Origin of the sequence: Bremerella sp. P1 (genome assembly GCF_028748185.1) — a bacterium.
In the GTDB taxonomy this organism is placed as follows: Bacteria; Planctomycetota; Planctomycetia; order Pirellulales; family Pirellulaceae; genus Bremerella.
This window is the reverse complement of the sequence record NZ_CP118164.1, coordinates 1,216,184-1,231,125: the sequence shown is the minus strand read 5'-3', so window position 1 is coordinate 1,231,125 and position 14,942 is coordinate 1,216,184. Positions and strand designations below refer to the sequence as shown.

Sequence of the window (14,942 nt, the reverse complement as noted above, 5' to 3'; positions counted from 1 at the left end):
GAACGATGTTGGCCCGATCTCCTTATGTTCTGACCTCGGTGAGGCCTTTTAAGCCTCATCCATTGCTGAGGAATTCCCACGCGCAGACGATCCTCGGCGCTTACTGGTTTGGTCACAACCTTCCGTACACCGCCCGGCAGCATTTGGTTCTTTTCGAAGACGGCGACCAAATTGTCCTGCACGACGACTGCCCGAAAAGTTGGAAACCGGGCGATCGTACCGTTCTGCTGATTCACGGACTGGGTGGTTGTCATAGCAGCGGCTACCTCGTGCGAATTGCGCACAAGCTGAATTCGCTCGGCATTCGCTCGTTCCGCGTCGACCTGCGAGGTTGCGGAGCAGGGCATCACTTGGCCAAACGTCCCTTCCATGCCGGATGCAGTGACGACATCGCCCACTGCGTAGAAACGATCAGCGCCCTGTGTCTCGGTTCGCCGCTGACCTTGTGTGGCTTCAGCATGGGAGCCAACATCGTCCTGAAGCTATCCGGCGAGATGGGTAGCGGACGCATTGGCGGCGTCGACAGCGTGATGGCGGTCGCACCACCGATCGACTTGGCTTACTGCTGCCGGAATATGAACCGAGGTTTTAATCGCGTCTACGATTGGGACTTCTCGCGGCGTCTGGTGAACCTGGTTGAAGGTCGTCTGGCAAAGGACGAAAACTTCTACGATGGTTTTCGCTTCACCGAGAAGCCGGGCCGTATCATCGAGTTTGACTCGATCTTCACCGCACCCCAATGTGGCTTTGAGTCGGCGGAAGATTACTACGCCAAGGCAAGTTCGGCCCCAGTACTCAAGAACATCAAGATCCCCGGGCTCATTCTCACCGCCGATGACGACAGCGTCATCCCGGTCGAGATCTTCGACAAGCATCCGCGGTCGGGTAGTGTCGAATTAGAAGTCACCCGCGGCGGTGGCCACTTGGGTTTCATTACCTCCAAGAGCATCGTGCCTGATCGCCGCTGGATGGACCACCGCGTTGTGCAGTGGATCGCCAGCCTCGACTCGCGCAAGGCCACTTCTTAAGAAGAGATTTCTTCGGCACCTGAGTGAGATCTTCTGGCGCACCAAGGGCATTCGCTAAGCAGAAGTAGGCATCGGAAAGCAAAAAGGCCGACAGATAGAGAATCTGCCGGCCATTTGTTTGCGCTAATTGCGAGCAAATCTACTGCTGAGCCTTGTCGATGAATTCCTGGATCACATTCGACATGTCGAAAGACTGCCCTCCTTGAACAGGCGGATACTTGGCGAGCGTTTCCAGATGATGGTTCATCTGTTCGCCCATCGGAGCCAGCAACCACGAGACCTTTTGCATCAGATGACCGTAAGCATCCTTGTTGTCGAACGATTCAAATGGGTCCATGCGAATATTGAAGACCAGAGGCACAGTGCGAGGAATGACATTGGCGTAGTAGTCTTCCTTGGTTGAGAAGTGGAACTTCCAGGGGCCCATCCGGACAGCCGTAAGCTTGCTCTCGTAGTAGTGGAAGATCAGGTCTCGTGCCGACTTTTCGGATTCGCCGGTCCAGTACGGAATGTTATTCACGCCATCGATGTACTGCTTCTTCTCCTGAAGCAGCTTCTCGTGAACATCCTCGACGCCAGCGGCAGCGGCCAGGCTCGTAAACATATCCTGGTGTGCCTGGATACCGTTAAGTGTCTTGCCAGCTTCGACAACGCCAGGCCAGCGGAGCATGGAGATAACGCGAACGCCACCTTCATAGGTCGTCATTTTTTCACCGCGGAAAGGAGTCGTGGCTCCATGTGGCCAAGACGAATGCTCGGGACCGTTATCGGTGGAATACCAGACAATCGTGTTATCACTGAGCCCAGCTTCTTCCAGGAAGTCGAGCACAAGCCCGACGTCATGGTCGTGCTGAAGCATGCCGCTACCGTGGATATCGGCTTCCGAGGTATACTTCTCGGCAGCATAGCGCCACTCGTCATTCAACCGGGTGTACAAATGCATACGGGAAGTGTTCAGCCAGACAAAGAAAGGCTTGTCCGCTTTCTTTGCCTTCTCCATGAATGCGGTCGCTTTGGGGATGACTTCGCCTGCGTCGAAGTTCTTCATGCGTTCCTGAGTTAGCGGGCCGGTATCTTCGATGGTTTGCTTGCCAACTTTGCCGAACCGTGGATCGACGGTCTCATCATCTTCTTCTGTGGAGAACGAATGAATCACACCTCGCGTGCCAAATTTCTTTTCGTATTCTTCCAGGCTACCGGAGTACTCCTTTCCGAATCGCTGATAGTCCCGCTGCTCGGCTTCTTCCTGAGTATTCAAGTGATAGAGGTTGCCGTAAAACTCGTCGAATCCATGAACAGTCGGTAGGTGTTCGTTGCGATCGCCCAAGTGATTCTTGCCAAAGTGACCGGTCGCGTAGCCCGCTTCTTTGAGAACTTCAGCGAGACAAGGGGATGCGGCCTGAAGCCCTAGGACATCACCTGGCCGGCCAACGGTCGTCATTCCAGATCGAATGGGGTACTGTCCGGTGATAAATGCCGCTCGACCCGCCGTGCAACTTGGCTGGGCATAGTGATCAGTAAAGCGTAGACCTTCCTTGGCAATGCGGTCGATGTTGGGCGTGGTGTAGCCCATTGTCCCCATGCCATAGGCGCTGACGTTTTGCCAACCGATGTCATCTCCCCAAAGGACAAGGATATTCGGCGGCGAGTCATCTGCCAGCACAGGATTAGATAGACCTAATAAAACGATCGTTAACAGACTTAGCATGCGATAGAACGGGTGGAGACTCATAATCCTGGTTCCTCAAGTAGTTGGACAAGTGGGGTTTCCGCGGCTTACTGCCATTCTAGAACCGCAAAAATTCGAGTCGCAACGAAATAAACGGTTAAAAAACCTGAACATTTATCACCGTTCGTGGATGGATCTGTCGTGGAAATTGGCGGAAAAACCGATTACCATCGATGTCGAATGCTCCTTCCTGAAGTCCTGCCTTTTTCTATTCGGTAGATAATTATGTCGACAATTCGCCTAGTGCTCGCCGTTGTCTTGACGAGTGTCGTTGCATCTTCGGTGGTCGCCCAAGAGTGGACCCGTTTTCGCGGACCCAATGGAAATGGCATCGCGGCTGATGTGAACTTCCCGTCCGCACCGACTGAGGAAGATTTCAAGTGGAAGGTCGAACTGCCAGGTCTAGGGCACTCGTCTCCGACGATCTGGGGCAATCGTGTCTTTTTGATGAGTGCCGACCCTGATTCTGGGCTGCGGTATGTGTTGTGTCTCGACGCGAACACGGGCGAAGAAGTTTGGAAGGTTGCTTTTCCTGCTGCCGCCAGCCATCTGCACAGCAAGAGCAGCTACGCATCGTGCAGCCCTGCGGTAGACGATGTGCACATCTATGTTGCCTGGGCCGATGACGAACACACGCAGTTGGTCGCGTTGGATCACGACGGCGGCACGTCGTGGCGTGTCGACCTGGGGCCTTGGGTCAGCCAGCACGGCTTTGGGACTTCGCCGATGATCTTTGAAGACAAGGTGATCATCTCGCTGATGCAGTTGGGAGACGAACGCAAGCTGAAAGATCGTCCCGTTGGCAACAGCCGCCTGGTTGCGTTCGATCGGAAGACCGGTGAAAAGCTTTGGGAAACCAAACGCGACAGCGACGTTGCGGCCTACTCAGTTCCATGCGTGTATGAAATGAAAGATGGCAAGAAGGTTCTGATCGCCAACAGCAGTGCACACGGCATCGCCGCGCACGATCCAGAGACAGGCGAGCAGCTTTGGGCCGAACAGGTCTTCAATATGCGAAGTGTTTCGTCGCCCGTCATCGCAGGCGACTTGATTCTCGGTTCCAGCGGTTCAGGCGGCGGCGGTAACACCGTCAGCGCTGTCGATCCCAACGGTGGCGAGCCCAAACTGGCATGGCGACTTTCTCGTCAGGCCAGCTACGTGCCGACGCCGGTTACCTACGACGACAAAGTCTTCGTCTGGTACGACAAAGGCATTGTCAGCTGCCTGGATGCCAAGACCGGAAAAGTGCTTGGGCAGAAACGTGTTGGTGGCAACTACTATGGCTCACCTATTCGCGTTGGCAATCGCTTGTTCTGCATCTCGGAAGAAGGGAACCTGATGGTCGTCTCGGCCGATGAGAACCTGGAAGTTCTCGGTGATACCAGTCTGGGTGAAGGAAGTGAATCGACTCCTTCGGTTTCTGATGGTGTGATGTACCTGCGTACGTATTCGCACTTGTACGCACTTGGTGCGAAGTAGTGGAGCTTTGCTCGACGCAACACACATTGTCAGTCGCCGATGGACTAAGCGTTTGGCGGTAAGGAAGCAGCTTTGACGAGTGACTTCTCGAGTGACCCTCAGCCCGAAAACCCCTTCGCATCACCTCATTCGGAAATTACCGAAGCCCCGGTAATACCAAGCACGCGCACTGGGTTGGTGTGTGATGCCAGTTGCATGGATGCACTGAGGATGGGGTGGGAGTTGATGTCCCGTTGGTTCTGGGCGTTTCTGGGGTACTCGTTGGTTTGTGGGTTGATCCGCATTCCAGCAGACAACCTCGAGAACATCGTCACGCCAACTGATGACGAAACGGCGATAGGCTTGTGGGTATTCTCGCAGGCATATGACATCATCGTGGCCACGCCGCTTTCGATGGGGCTCTCTTGGGTCTTCCTGAAAGCAGCCCGGTACGAGCCATTCACATTGAGCGATATCTTCGGCGCGTTCTCTCGCAATTATTTGAATGCCATCGGAGCAGGCCTTTTGAAGGCCATCCTTATCTTGGTCGGTCTGCTGCTGTTAATCGTGCCTGGGCTCTATCTGCTGATAAAGCTCGCGTTTGTCGAGTACCTTATCGTCGATCGAAAGATGGGAATGATCGAAGCGATGAAGGAAAGCTGGCATATGACCGAAGGCCGCGAAGGGACACTGCTCGCGTTGATGGCGATGTCGGTTCTGATTTTTATCGGCGGCATGTTGCTGTGTATCGTCGGTGTGATCCCGGCGATCATCTGGCTCAGTTGTGCCTACGCGGTGCTTTACCACACCTATTGCCTGGTCGATCAGCCAAAGGAGCCTGAGCCACGACCTGACTCAGGCAATCCGTTTAGCATGTAGCTCGATGCGAAGTGTCGCGCCGTGGTTTTTTAGTAATCAGAATCGATTACTTGGCCATCATTGCGGATGAGTAGCTGAATCCAGGTCCCATCTGGCGAATCATCCCAATCACGAGTGCCAATCTCGATCGTCTCTGGAAGGAAGTGCACGCTGGCATCTGCAAACACAAACTGGGCTCCGCCCGGATGTCGGCTCGAGAAACCGGCGTCACACTTGCCGGTGCATTGGCCTGCATCTAAGTAGGCATTGATGATGTGCTCGTAGCGATTGCCGTACGAATGCAGCGACTGGCGACCGGCGAGATTGTTCTTGTTAGGTTGGGCCCAAACGGGGAGGCCGGCATCGCCTGGATTGGAGTGTCCTTCGTTTTCGCCCACCATGATCGTATGGCTTGTGCCGTCAGTCACGTCACGAAAGCTGACGTCGCTATTATCCCAGAACATGCCCCCTTTGTCGTTGTTCTGGTAGGCACCTCCCTTGCTGCATTGATAGTTCGACCGGCCGTGCCCGGCATCGCTACGTTCGGTCAGCGAAGACGAGGGACAAAGATACCCGCTGATGATGGCTCCGGCCTTGTCTTCGGTATTGGCGGAACGCGAGTTGCCAAAGTCGGGGGCAAGGTTCTCATGGATGTTACCTTGTTCCATGAACGGAAGGATCAGCGCGCCCCAACCGTGATATCGACTACTGCCTACTTGAATCCATGCCGATGGAAACGAGCCAAACGTGTCGTGATAGTTGTGCAGCGCCAGGCCAATCTGTTTCAGGTTGTTGCTGCACTGACTGCGACGGGCCGCTTCTCTCGCCTGTTGCACGGCCGGCAGCAAAAGGGCGATCAAAACTCCGATAATGGCAATCACCACTAACAGTTCGACTAAGGTAAAGCCGCGTTGTCGATTCATCGAAACCTCCTGGAAAATACGAATCAGATGATAGATAGAATTACGGCGAAAGATTTATCGCGAAATCAATGTGTGAACTATTTGCCGCTGGTCAAATCGAATTGAAATTCGTTTTTGCTGCCTTCTTGGACAACAGCATTCAGCGTCGACGAGCGGTTGTATCGCGGCGGAATCTTGACCTTCGGAATCCCTGGCTCGGGCTCAGGATTCGGTGAGATTTGCACCAGGTGTTTTCCGACTTGGGCACCTTGGATCTGCGACGTGTAACGCAGCGTGAACTTTCCCTCTTGATCGGTTTGTCCGCGGGAGGAAGTGCGTGACTCGCCTTCCAGCGGTGTGAATAGAACGAATAGCCCAGGGCAAGGTTGCCCATCGAGCGTAACAATTCCGGAGACCTGCTGAATGCCGGAATTCCCCGAGCAACCCACGATCGAAATCAATAAACTGAGCAGCGCGCACTGCCCCACAAAACGAATGAACATAAAGAACTTCCGCGCTAGACGATGGATAAGGCAATCGACGCTCTTAGGGGAAAGCGACGAAGATCATGTTGGGATGAGATGTTGCAGGGTTTCAGCGCGGTGAGAGATCTTATGACGCCGCTTTATTGTCATTTTGTTAGAAGAATCAATAAGTTTGTCAAAACATAAACGCCAGCAACAACTTACATGCAGAAATAAAACGGCGCAAAAAAAGCCACCTGCGTTTTGGCAGGTGGCTTTACTACGGAACGATCAGTTTGAATGGATGCGTGTTACGGAAGGGTAACGACTTCGCCCTGGTTCATCGTTCCCAGAGCCCGCCAGGTAGCGATGTCGACGGTTTCAGGGATGAAGCGAGTCGATCCATCCGACAGCGAAACCTGAACACCACCAGGGTGTTGGCTACGCGAGGAGAAGATCAGCGGATTCGAAGCATCGGAGATTCCCGTATAACCTTGGCAAGGCATGCCACGCTGGGGATTGTTTTTGCAGAAGCCACTATTGAGTGCATCCGGCGAAGTCGTATTCGGACCGTAGTGGGCCGTGACGCCTGAGCCAGGACCCCACCATGTCAGACCACGGAGGTCGGTGGCTTCCAGCCCTTGGCGAACTTCCATCAGCATCAACGTGTTGCTCGTTCCGTCAACGATGTCCCGAAAGCCGTACGTCTTGCAGGTACCGCCAGCGTTGTTCTCGTTGTGGAAAGGACCGGAAGCGAAGGTCACGCCGTTCAGAGGCGAAACTCGCGTCGACGAGGTATTACCCAGGTTCACCGCGTAGTTGTACTGCGGAATGCTGTTGTACCACTGCGATTCGGTATCGCTGGGGCAACTCATCAGGTCGATTCGCTTTTGGCAGACGTTGGACTGATTCGTGCCGGTGTTGTAGTTCTGGCTTTCGGTCCACTGTTCGTACATCGCGTTCTGTTCGATATACGGCAGAATTCCTTTGACCCAACCGTCGCCGGTCGTGTCGCCGATGTAGCCGATCGGCAGCGAGTTGTTCACGTCATGATAGTTGTGCATGGCCAGCCCCAACTGCTTGAGGTTGCCGCTGCATTCGATTCGGCGAGCTGCTTCACGGGCTTGTTGAACAGCCGGTAAGAGCAGGGCGATGAGAACGCCGATAATGGCGATCACCACCAACAGTTCGACCAAGGTAAAACCTCGGCGCGAGATCCAAGATTGAGTGCGCATTGCAATGTTCCTAGGGAATGAAGTGAAATAAAAAGTATCGACTGCACGCAGATCACCGGATTCCGGCCGCGTGCCAGTTTGCAGAAAGGCAGGTCCTTCGCTTGTTGCGATTGAGGTCTGCCTTCTTTAGGACGAAGGTTATTTGCCTTCGATCGGGAAGTCGAATTGATTGGGGCCGGCCTCAGTGACTTCCACGGTCACGTCGCTCTTGGTGTTGTACTTGGCCGGGATCAATTCTTTCTTCGGAGGGCCGGGGTTGTTCATTAGGTCTTCCGCCGAACGTTGTTCGGCATCCGGTGCGGTCGCATTGATAAACACACGGTATTTGCCCGGCTTCAGTCCCTTTTCGGCAGGAATCGTGTATTTGCCTTCGGTGATCGTCGAGCCACTGGCCGTCTGGCCGCCAACCGGCTCGAAGCGGATTGAACCCGATTGAATCGGGGCTCCATTCAAGGAGATTTCACCGGTAACGGCCTGGCGTCCATCGGTGTCCACCGAGGACTGGCAGCCGACCAGGGGAATGAACATCAGCAGGCCGAACATGGCCATCGGAAGCGATACGCGCGTACCGCGAAACGAACAAAAATCAGAGGGAGAGGGCATACTTAGAAGGTCCAAAGCATAGGGAATAAATAAGAACAATGCGTTCGCAGACGTTCCGATAATCTGTCGAACGGAAGTATCTAACCCACTGTTCGTGCTTGGGACTCGGTAATATTTCTAAAATACCGAAATTTTACTCACAGCAACGCGGCGATGACGCACGCCCTTCGCTTCGCCCCGAATTGCCAAAGCGAATTGAAGCAACTTACAGTCCACTATTGCCCAGGATATCAGCCAGATTACTCAGGATACGCGTCAGAGAAGGATAGCTGCTATCTTCCAGCTGCGAGTTTCCTTCGTTGATCGTTTCTCGCAGCGAAGGATGGGTCAGGGCCTCGGTGTCTTCGCGATGCAGTGCATCGTTAATCGATTCCATGACCCCTTCCAGACGTGATTTGGTATCGGCGTCCAGCTGGTCAACTTCGCGTAGTTCTCGCTGCAGTTCGACCAAGGTCTCCCGCAGTTCGGCCAGTTTGTCTTGCATGATAGCCTGATTCTTCGATGCTCAGTTTTCCATGTTCAGCCAGAGGCAATCCAGGGGAGATTGCCTCTGTTGAAAACTGAAAAATTCGATAGTAGTCCGAGTTATACGTCTTGCGACGAACTCTATTCTACTTCGACGTCTCGCGTGGAATCCAGCGGGTCTCGCCAGGAGCCAGGGCAGATTCGCCATTTTCAGAGATCACTGGCTTGGCACTCAGGCGTGACTGCACGATGTCCTGATTCTTGGTCGCTCCCGCCGCCGAAAGCATCTTGGCAATCGACTGCGACAACTCGGCTCCTGGAATCGCATAGGTGGCCACGCGGCCCGCGCGAGCGATATTCAATCCGACGACCTGTCCGTCCAAGTTGACAATCGGTCCGCCGCATTGCTCCGGCTGCAGATAGCTGTCGTGCTGGAAGACCGAAGGGAAGCCGCTACGACGCGTGCTCAGCTCGCCTCCGAGGTGATTCTGGAACTCATGACGGGCCTGGTTCGGACCAGCAACCCATTCGCCCAGAATGACGCTTAGCAGGACCTCTTTATCGGCCCGCTTGAGCTTCACGCGGAGCGAATCACCTGGCTCGAAGGTGCGAACGGTTTCGATCAAATGGTTGCCTGAATCGATCGCCAGATCATTGAGCGAAACGATAATGTCCTGAGCCAAAATGCCGGCGTTTGCCGCGGCACTCTTTTCGACCACCATGTCCACGGTCGCTGGGCCTGGTTCACGGGAAAGCATCACGCCGAGCATGGCGTTCTTCATGTCGACTTTGTGTGGATCGAGACCATACACGCCGATCGCGACCGGCTCTTCATCCAGACCGGCCGTGGCCAGCAAACTGCCCAGCGACAACTTACTGGTTTTGGCGATCTCCATTACCGGCAGGTTCTTGCCATCAATACGAACCAGTGCCAGGTCGTTTTCTTTGTCGATTGCAGCGACTTCGCTGGTCAGGTACTGATCGCCATTGGCCAGTTCCACGACCAGGGGAGCGTCATTGTTATACGTATTGACCAAGCTGGCCTTGGTGACGATCAAGCCGTTGGGGTCGACGATGCCTCCCATGGCAACGCGTTCGCCGCCACGCTTGAGTTCAACCGTCGCACGACGCGTGTTGCGTACGACCGAGTTGAACGCACCCAGGACTTCGCTACTGCTGCGCTGATGGACGCGTTTCATGAAACGCATCGCGATGCCGTCACTTTCAAAGACTTGACCGATGACCGGTGTCGGGGCAAGCATCGCCAACGACAAAGGAGCCATGATCAAAAGGGACAGCAATGAATTCAAACGAAACCGGGGCATGTGGTCACTCCGTTGTTTCGTCGAAAGCTGGTACGGTTTGCAGGCAAACACACAAGGTGCGCCTGCGCTAGTGATACACCAGGCAAGGTAAAGTGGCTGGTAGCCTGTCTCTTCCCAGGGTTACTCTAGTTCCGGTCCAACTCGCGACGATCTGCAAGTTCAACTTCAAGAGTAATTACGCTGCCCGAGCTGCGCCGTATCCGTACCTTAATGCGATCGCCCGGAGAATACTGATTTACCATCAGTTTCAAGTCATCGAAGGTTCCGATATTGCGATTGTTAAGTCGCAAGATTTCGTCCCCTTCTTCGATTCCCGCTTTTGCTGCCGGGGAACCTGGGGTGACGCGTGTGACAACGACTTCCTGTCGGTCAGATTCACAACGTACACCTAAATATGGTTGCGTTCCGCCCAGCCGTCCCCAGACTTCCGACTTCTTCAGGCGGTCGATGTCTTCGAGGTAGCGTGTGGAAGGAACGTGTAAGTTGGCCGTGATCCGGTTGCCGATTCGGCTGTTGATCCCAATCACGTTGCCTTGAATGTCTAACAAAGGACCACCACTGTCGCCGCCCACCAAGGTAGCGTCCGTAGCAATCACGTCACGGCTGGAAGCCAACACGCGGCCCAGTCGCAAAGCCGGCAGGCGATCTTTCACGATCCCGCCAGCATGTCCCATCACCAAAACCCATTCTCCTTCGCGAAGTCCACTCGACTTGCGAATCGGTAAGTAGTCGTACTTGCCAGGCGTGGTGATCTGAATCGCACCCGAGTCGATGCTGCGGTCCATACCCAGCGTCACACCCTTCACCCGCGTGCCGTCGTTCAAAATGATGGTCACATCGCGATTGGGGGCACCAATCACGTGGCCAGCGGTGAGGATCAGTCCGTCTTCGCTAACGATCACGCCAGAACCTTGCGCGGGCCCGACAATCACACCGACGGTTGCGGCGAGAGCTTTCTTACTGACCTGTTGAATCTGCTGTTCCATCGAACGCAGGTCGGCCACGTTATCCGGAGCGTCTCCGGTAAGAATCTCGGCGAAGTGTGCCGTGCGTTGAATCTGCGGGTTGGCCTTATCCTGTGCATTGGACAGTAGGGGCAAACACAAGATCAAACCGCATACGATCAGAAATTTTCGGAAGGATGCTGCCACGCTACCGGAAAGATAAGAGGAGGGGAGGATCCGTTGTTTCATGATGTGCCCTTTAGAATTTCAACTGACAACCTCAAATACGTAGGGGTCGTATCGGGGTTCGGTTTTATTCTAGGAATACGATCAAGAGTTTGTCACGTTCTTGGTCACTAGCACCGCAGGCGGGGCCAACCTGCGTAGGCGTTGCTGTCACCGCATTCCTACCACCATGTTAGTCAACCCCGAAGGACTTTGGTAGTCTCGCTTTGGAATTGTTAGAATTGTCAGAAACGCCAATCCCGTCAGAGTTTAGCGTTTGTTTCGTTTGGCTATTTTAGGAAGGAAAACCGTTGGAATCACGCTCGCGAATGATCATTGGATGTGGCTATGTCGGAATCCCATTGGCCGAAGCTTTTCATGCAGCCGGCGATTCGGTTTTCCCTACAACAAGGTCCCAGGAACGAGCCCGACAGTTTGAACAGCAGGGTTACCACCCGCAAATCGCCGACGTAACCAACACGGATACTTTGCGCAGTTTGCCAGATGCGGACACGGTCGTGTTCGCCGTTGGGTATGACGCCGACAGTGGGGCTTCCCGCGAGGATGTGTATGCCGAAGGTCTGAAAAACGTCCTCGATCACCTGCCAGAGTCGACCCGGAGGCTGGTCTTTGTCAGCACGACCGGCGTTTACGGCGACGCCGATGGTCAAACGGTCGACGAGGATACCCCCTGCGATCCGGCTCGCCCTGGCGGAAAAGCGTTTCTGAAAGCCGAACAGTACTTGCGCGACCATTCCGTCTGGTCCAGCCGAAGTGTCATTCTGCGGATGGCCGGGATCTATGGTCCCAAGCGCATCCCTCGCTCCGCTGACATCCAGGCCGGACGGCCAATTCCAGCCCCTGGCGGCGGTGCGTTGAACTTGATCCACGTCGACGACGCCGTCCAAGCCATTCGCCTGGCCGCCGATGCCGAGAGTTTTTCTCCTCTATATATTGTCAGCGACGGCACGCCAGTCGACCGCCGCGACTACTACAAAGAGGTAGCCCGGCTGCTGGGTGCCCCGGAACCAACCTTCGAAGAACCAGACCCCGATTCCCCAGCCGCCAAGAGGGCAGGCTCCGACCGGAAGATGAGCAACCAGCGATTGGTCACTGAGTTGGGCTTTCAGCCGAAGCACCCGAGCTACCGAGAAGGTCTGGCGGCGATTCTGGGTTCCTAGGTAGCTGCCAAAGTTGTTCGTGCAATTTCGCGCACAGCGGCTAGAATGAAATCTGCCTGCCCAGAACGTATGACCTCCCTGCCAAGGAACGCCTGCCGATGACTCGCACGACTGCGCTGCTGATCGTCCTTTTTCTCTCTTCCCTGAGCCAAGCTGCCGACAAGCCGCTGAACGTGTTGTTCATCATTTCGGACGACCTCACACCGACGGCGCTTTCGTGCTACGGGAATGATGTCAGCAAGACGCCCAACATCGATCGTTTGGCTGCCCAAGGAACACGATTCACCCACGCCTACTGCAATGCGACCTACTGCGGTCCGAGTCGTGCGTCGTTTCTTTCTGGCTATTACCCGCATGCGACCGGTGTGATGGGTTACGTGAGTCCTCGTCCGCAGATCGGTGACCGGGCCATGTGGCCGCAGCACTTTCGTAACAACGGTTACTACACGGCTCGCGTGAGCAAGATCTTTCACATGGGCGTCCCAGGCGGGATCGAAAGTGGCGGAGACGGCGCCGACGATCCGATCTGCTGGGTCGAACGTTTCAACAGCCCCGGCCCGGAATGGAAAGCGCCCGGCGATGGCGAAACGCTCGAAGGCAATCCCGATGGCAAGAAGCCTGTGGTAGGCGGCAATACGTTTGTCGTAGTCGAAGCAGACGGGGACGATGAAGTTCACAGCGACGGGAAGACCGCCGCGAAAGCGGTCGAGCTCATTGAGCAACACGCGAAGGCTGACAAGCCGTTCTTTCTGGCCGTGGGGTTTGTTCGCCCGCACGTTCCGTTTGTCGCGCCGCGTAAGTATGTCGAGCCTTACAAGCCGTACGCTAATCGCGAACTGCCTGAGAAAGTCCCCGGCGACTGGGATGACATTCCGCGCATGGGCATCAACTACAAGACCAGCAAGAACATGAAGATGGATATCCGCCGTCAGAAGAAAGCGGTTGGTGGGTACTACGGCGCGGTCGCGTTTCTCGACGCCCAGGTTGGCAAGGTGTTGGATGCCCTGGAAGCCAGCGGCGAGGCCGACAATACGATTGTTATCTTCACCAGCGATCATGGCTTTCACCTCGGTCAGCACGACTTCTGGGCAAAGGTGAGCCTGCACGAAGAGTCAGCCAGCGTTCCGCTGATCATCAAAGTGCCAGGGCAGAAGCCTGCCGTGTGCGACTCGCTAACGCAGCTATTGGACCTCTATCCCACCACCGCCGCGCTGTGCGGCCTGGAAGTCCCGGAGCGGCTACAAGGGAAAGACATCACGCCGATGCTCAACGATCCGAAGGCCAGCGTGCACGACGAGATCTTGAACGTCTCGCCCATGCAAAAAGGCTTCCTCCTGCGTACCGATCGCTGGGCGTTCATCCAATACAAGGAAGACGGCACCGGCGGCGTCGAGCTGTTCGATATGGAGAAAGATCCCAAGCAGTACACGAATCTGGCTGGCGATCCGAAGTATCAGGATGTGGTGAAGGAGTTTCAGGCGAAACTGGTAACGAAGCTGGCGGATTTGCGGACGAATGACTTGGACGACTAAGGGACGCTTAGTTCGTAGAAGAATACCTGGTGAGGCGGTCTCCTGAATCACTGAAGGTAAAGCGTATCTAGCCCTCCGCCGACGACTATTTGCCAGATCCACTGAGACATGGGCAGGACTAGTACGAGGATCAGCCCCAAGTAGTGATAGGCATCACGGCGGATTTTCGATTGGATATCGGTAGCGACGCCAGCGATAAGCGCGACGAGCGTCGCCAGATTGAAGATCATCACGAAGAACGCAATCACCATGAATGCAATGAGCATGGGCGAGTCGCCTATGTCGGGTGGATCACCACCCATTTCCGTATTAGCTGCAAAAATCTCACCCGAAATTAGGTTCACGAAGATCGTCTGCGATAGTTCCAACGCGTAAATGAGCACGCACAGCCAAGCGTACACTCTCCAGACAAGACGTTCTTTGGTGATCAGAGCGAAAGCAAGATAGACGGCCAGTGCGGCCAACGGCGCTGCAAAGGACCCGGCATAGATAAACCAAGTCGAAAGAAACGCGATCAATCGCCAATGCCCCGGCATAAGAGTCGCCCACTGTCGAAAACGCGCGGCGTGTGTTAACAACGCCAACGCCATACCATAGGCCAGGCCGAAGCATAGGTCGGGGATCAACCACGACAATCTGGTAAGGACCGTATAGTTCGTGTTCGTATAAGTTGGTATCGACGCCGCCAAGTTGACGACACTGCCCAAGATCAGGCAAATCCAAAACGTTCGGGGGCTAGGAGAGTTGGGATCGCTTTCCGAGGGCGTCTCGAGATTCACGGGTGACTGAAAGGGATTGGCAGGTGCCGTTGAATCGTGTACTACTTCAGTCACAGATCATTTTCTATAAGCAAGTATAAATGTTAGTCATCGATTCGTGCGACTAAGCCTAATGTATGCCAAGACTCATGCCAATCCAACGAAGTTATAAGAAGCTGGTGTTTTCCTATTCGCTTTTCCTTCGACCTTCTTGCCATCATTTGGTAGGTTGAGC

Annotated in this window: 14 protein-coding genes; 5 read left to right on the top strand and 9 right to left on the bottom strand. The window is 54.8% G+C overall.

Features of this window, described 5'->3' with window-relative positions:
* Positions 1 to 5 precede the first annotated feature (5 nt).
* Positions 6 to 1,028 carry a YheT family hydrolase gene (locus PSR63_RS05185; RefSeq protein ID WP_274331332.1) on the top strand — a complete coding sequence of 341 codons (1,023 nt, stop codon included), beginning with the start codon at positions 6 to 8 and terminating at the stop codon, positions 1,026 to 1,028.
* A gap of 139 nt (positions 1,029 to 1,167) precedes the next feature.
* Here the strand turns inward: PSR63_RS05185 and PSR63_RS05180 are convergent, their stop codons facing one another.
* On the bottom strand, positions 1,168 to 2,760 hold the full coding sequence (locus tag PSR63_RS05180; RefSeq protein ID WP_274331331.1) for an arylsulfatase: 1,593 nt from the start codon (positions 2,758 to 2,760) through the stop codon (positions 1,168 to 1,170).
* Positions 2,761 to 2,982: 222 nt separating this feature from the next.
* Here PSR63_RS05180 and PSR63_RS05175 point away from each other — a divergent pair, with 222 nt between their 5' ends.
* Positions 2,983 to 4,236, top strand: coding sequence for a PQQ-binding-like beta-propeller repeat protein (locus PSR63_RS05175; RefSeq protein WP_274331330.1), 1,254 nt, complete (start codon positions 2,983 to 2,985; stop codon positions 4,234 to 4,236).
* 225 nt (positions 4,237 to 4,461) lie between these two features.
* Complete coding sequence (locus PSR63_RS05170; protein WP_274331329.1) at positions 4,462 to 5,094, top strand: hypothetical protein; 633 nt, start codon at positions 4,462 to 4,464, stop codon at positions 5,092 to 5,094.
* A gap of 29 nt (positions 5,095 to 5,123) precedes the next feature.
* Here the strand turns inward: PSR63_RS05170 and PSR63_RS05165 are convergent, their stop codons facing one another.
* The 7 genes from PSR63_RS05165 to PSR63_RS05135 all read right to left on the bottom strand — a co-directional run bounded on the left by PSR63_RS05165 (position 5,124) and on the right by PSR63_RS05135 (position 11,260).
* The gene (locus PSR63_RS05165; RefSeq protein ID WP_274331328.1) at positions 5,124 to 5,996 is read right to left on the bottom strand and encodes a DUF1559 domain-containing protein; all 873 of its coding nucleotides are present in this window, start codon (positions 5,994 to 5,996) and stop codon (positions 5,124 to 5,126) included.
* A gap of 77 nt (positions 5,997 to 6,073) precedes the next feature.
* Positions 6,074 to 6,478: a hypothetical protein gene (locus PSR63_RS05160; protein WP_274331327.1), complete on the bottom strand. Its 405-nt coding sequence runs from the start codon at positions 6,476 to 6,478 to the stop codon at positions 6,074 to 6,076.
* A 272-nt stretch (positions 6,479 to 6,750) separates the two neighbouring features.
* Complete coding sequence (locus tag PSR63_RS05155; RefSeq protein WP_274331326.1) at positions 6,751 to 7,674, bottom strand: DUF1559 domain-containing protein; 924 nt, start codon at positions 7,672 to 7,674, stop codon at positions 6,751 to 6,753.
* A gap of 138 nt (positions 7,675 to 7,812) precedes the next feature.
* Positions 7,813 to 8,277: a hypothetical protein gene (locus tag PSR63_RS05150; protein ID WP_274331325.1), complete on the bottom strand. Its 465-nt coding sequence runs from the start codon at positions 8,275 to 8,277 to the stop codon at positions 7,813 to 7,815.
* A 205-nt stretch (positions 8,278 to 8,482) separates the two neighbouring features.
* The gene (locus PSR63_RS05145; protein WP_274331323.1) at positions 8,483 to 8,761 is read right to left on the bottom strand and encodes a DUF4404 family protein; all 279 of its coding nucleotides are present in this window, start codon (positions 8,759 to 8,761) and stop codon (positions 8,483 to 8,485) included.
* A 127-nt stretch (positions 8,762 to 8,888) separates the two neighbouring features.
* Positions 8,889 to 10,067, bottom strand: coding sequence for a trypsin-like peptidase domain-containing protein (locus tag PSR63_RS05140; protein ID WP_274331321.1), 1,179 nt, complete (start codon positions 10,065 to 10,067; stop codon positions 8,889 to 8,891).
* A gap of 125 nt (positions 10,068 to 10,192) precedes the next feature.
* Positions 10,193 to 11,260, bottom strand: coding sequence for a S1C family serine protease (locus PSR63_RS05135; RefSeq protein WP_274331318.1), 1,068 nt, complete (start codon positions 11,258 to 11,260; stop codon positions 10,193 to 10,195).
* Positions 11,261 to 11,547: 287 nt separating this feature from the next.
* Between PSR63_RS05135 and PSR63_RS05130 the strand changes: the two genes are divergently transcribed.
* Together PSR63_RS05130 and PSR63_RS05125 are read left to right on the top strand one after the other, a co-directional pair.
* Positions 11,548 to 12,417: an SDR family oxidoreductase gene (locus PSR63_RS05130; protein ID WP_274331316.1), complete on the top strand. Its 870-nt coding sequence runs from the start codon at positions 11,548 to 11,550 to the stop codon at positions 12,415 to 12,417.
* A 98-nt stretch (positions 12,418 to 12,515) separates the two neighbouring features.
* Entirely contained in the window at positions 12,516 to 13,949 is a 1,434-nt protein-coding gene (locus PSR63_RS05125; RefSeq protein WP_274331314.1) for a sulfatase, read from the top strand.
* A 47-nt stretch (positions 13,950 to 13,996) separates the two neighbouring features.
* Here the strand turns inward: PSR63_RS05125 and PSR63_RS05120 are convergent, their stop codons facing one another.
* A complete protein-coding gene (locus PSR63_RS05120) occupies positions 13,997 to 14,782 on the bottom strand; it encodes a hypothetical protein (protein ID WP_274331313.1) in 786 nt (261 codons plus the stop codon).
* Between the last annotated feature and the right edge of the window lie 160 nt (positions 14,783 to 14,942).

What these genes read in the sequence shown, in the direction of transcription:
- PSR63_RS05145 (WP_274331323.1), bottom strand. Translation starts at nt 8,761, where the DNA reads ATGCAAGACAAACTGGCCGAACTGCGGGAGACCTTGGTCGAACTGCAG.
- PSR63_RS05150 (WP_274331325.1), bottom strand. Translation starts at nt 8,277, where the DNA reads ATGCCCTCTCCCTCTGATTTTTGTTCGTTTCGCGGTACGCGCGTATCG.
- PSR63_RS05180 (WP_274331331.1), bottom strand. Translation starts at nt 2,760, where the DNA reads ATGAGTCTCCACCCGTTCTATCGCATGCTAAGTCTGTTAACGATCGTT.
- PSR63_RS05140 (WP_274331321.1), bottom strand. Translation starts at nt 10,067, where the DNA reads ATGCCCCGGTTTCGTTTGAATTCATTGCTGTCCCTTTTGATCATGGCT.
- PSR63_RS05170 (WP_274331329.1), top strand. Translation starts at nt 4,462, where the DNA reads ATGTCCCGTTGGTTCTGGGCGTTTCTGGGGTACTCGTTGGTTTGTGGG.
- PSR63_RS05175 (WP_274331330.1), top strand. Translation starts at nt 2,983, where the DNA reads ATGTCGACAATTCGCCTAGTGCTCGCCGTTGTCTTGACGAGTGTCGTT.
- PSR63_RS05155 (WP_274331326.1), bottom strand. Translation starts at nt 7,674, where the DNA reads ATGCGCACTCAATCTTGGATCTCGCGCCGAGGTTTTACCTTGGTCGAA.
- PSR63_RS05135 (WP_274331318.1), bottom strand. Translation starts at nt 11,260, where the DNA reads ATGAAACAACGGATCCTCCCCTCCTCTTATCTTTCCGGTAGCGTGGCA.
- PSR63_RS05185 (WP_274331332.1), top strand. Translation starts at nt 6, where the DNA reads ATGTTGGCCCGATCTCCTTATGTTCTGACCTCGGTGAGGCCTTTTAAG.
- PSR63_RS05160 (WP_274331327.1), bottom strand. Translation starts at nt 6,478, where the DNA reads ATGTTCATTCGTTTTGTGGGGCAGTGCGCGCTGCTCAGTTTATTGATT.
- PSR63_RS05165 (WP_274331328.1), bottom strand. Translation starts at nt 5,996, where the DNA reads ATGAATCGACAACGCGGCTTTACCTTAGTCGAACTGTTAGTGGTGATT.
- PSR63_RS05125 (WP_274331314.1), top strand. Translation starts at nt 12,516, where the DNA reads ATGACTCGCACGACTGCGCTGCTGATCGTCCTTTTTCTCTCTTCCCTG.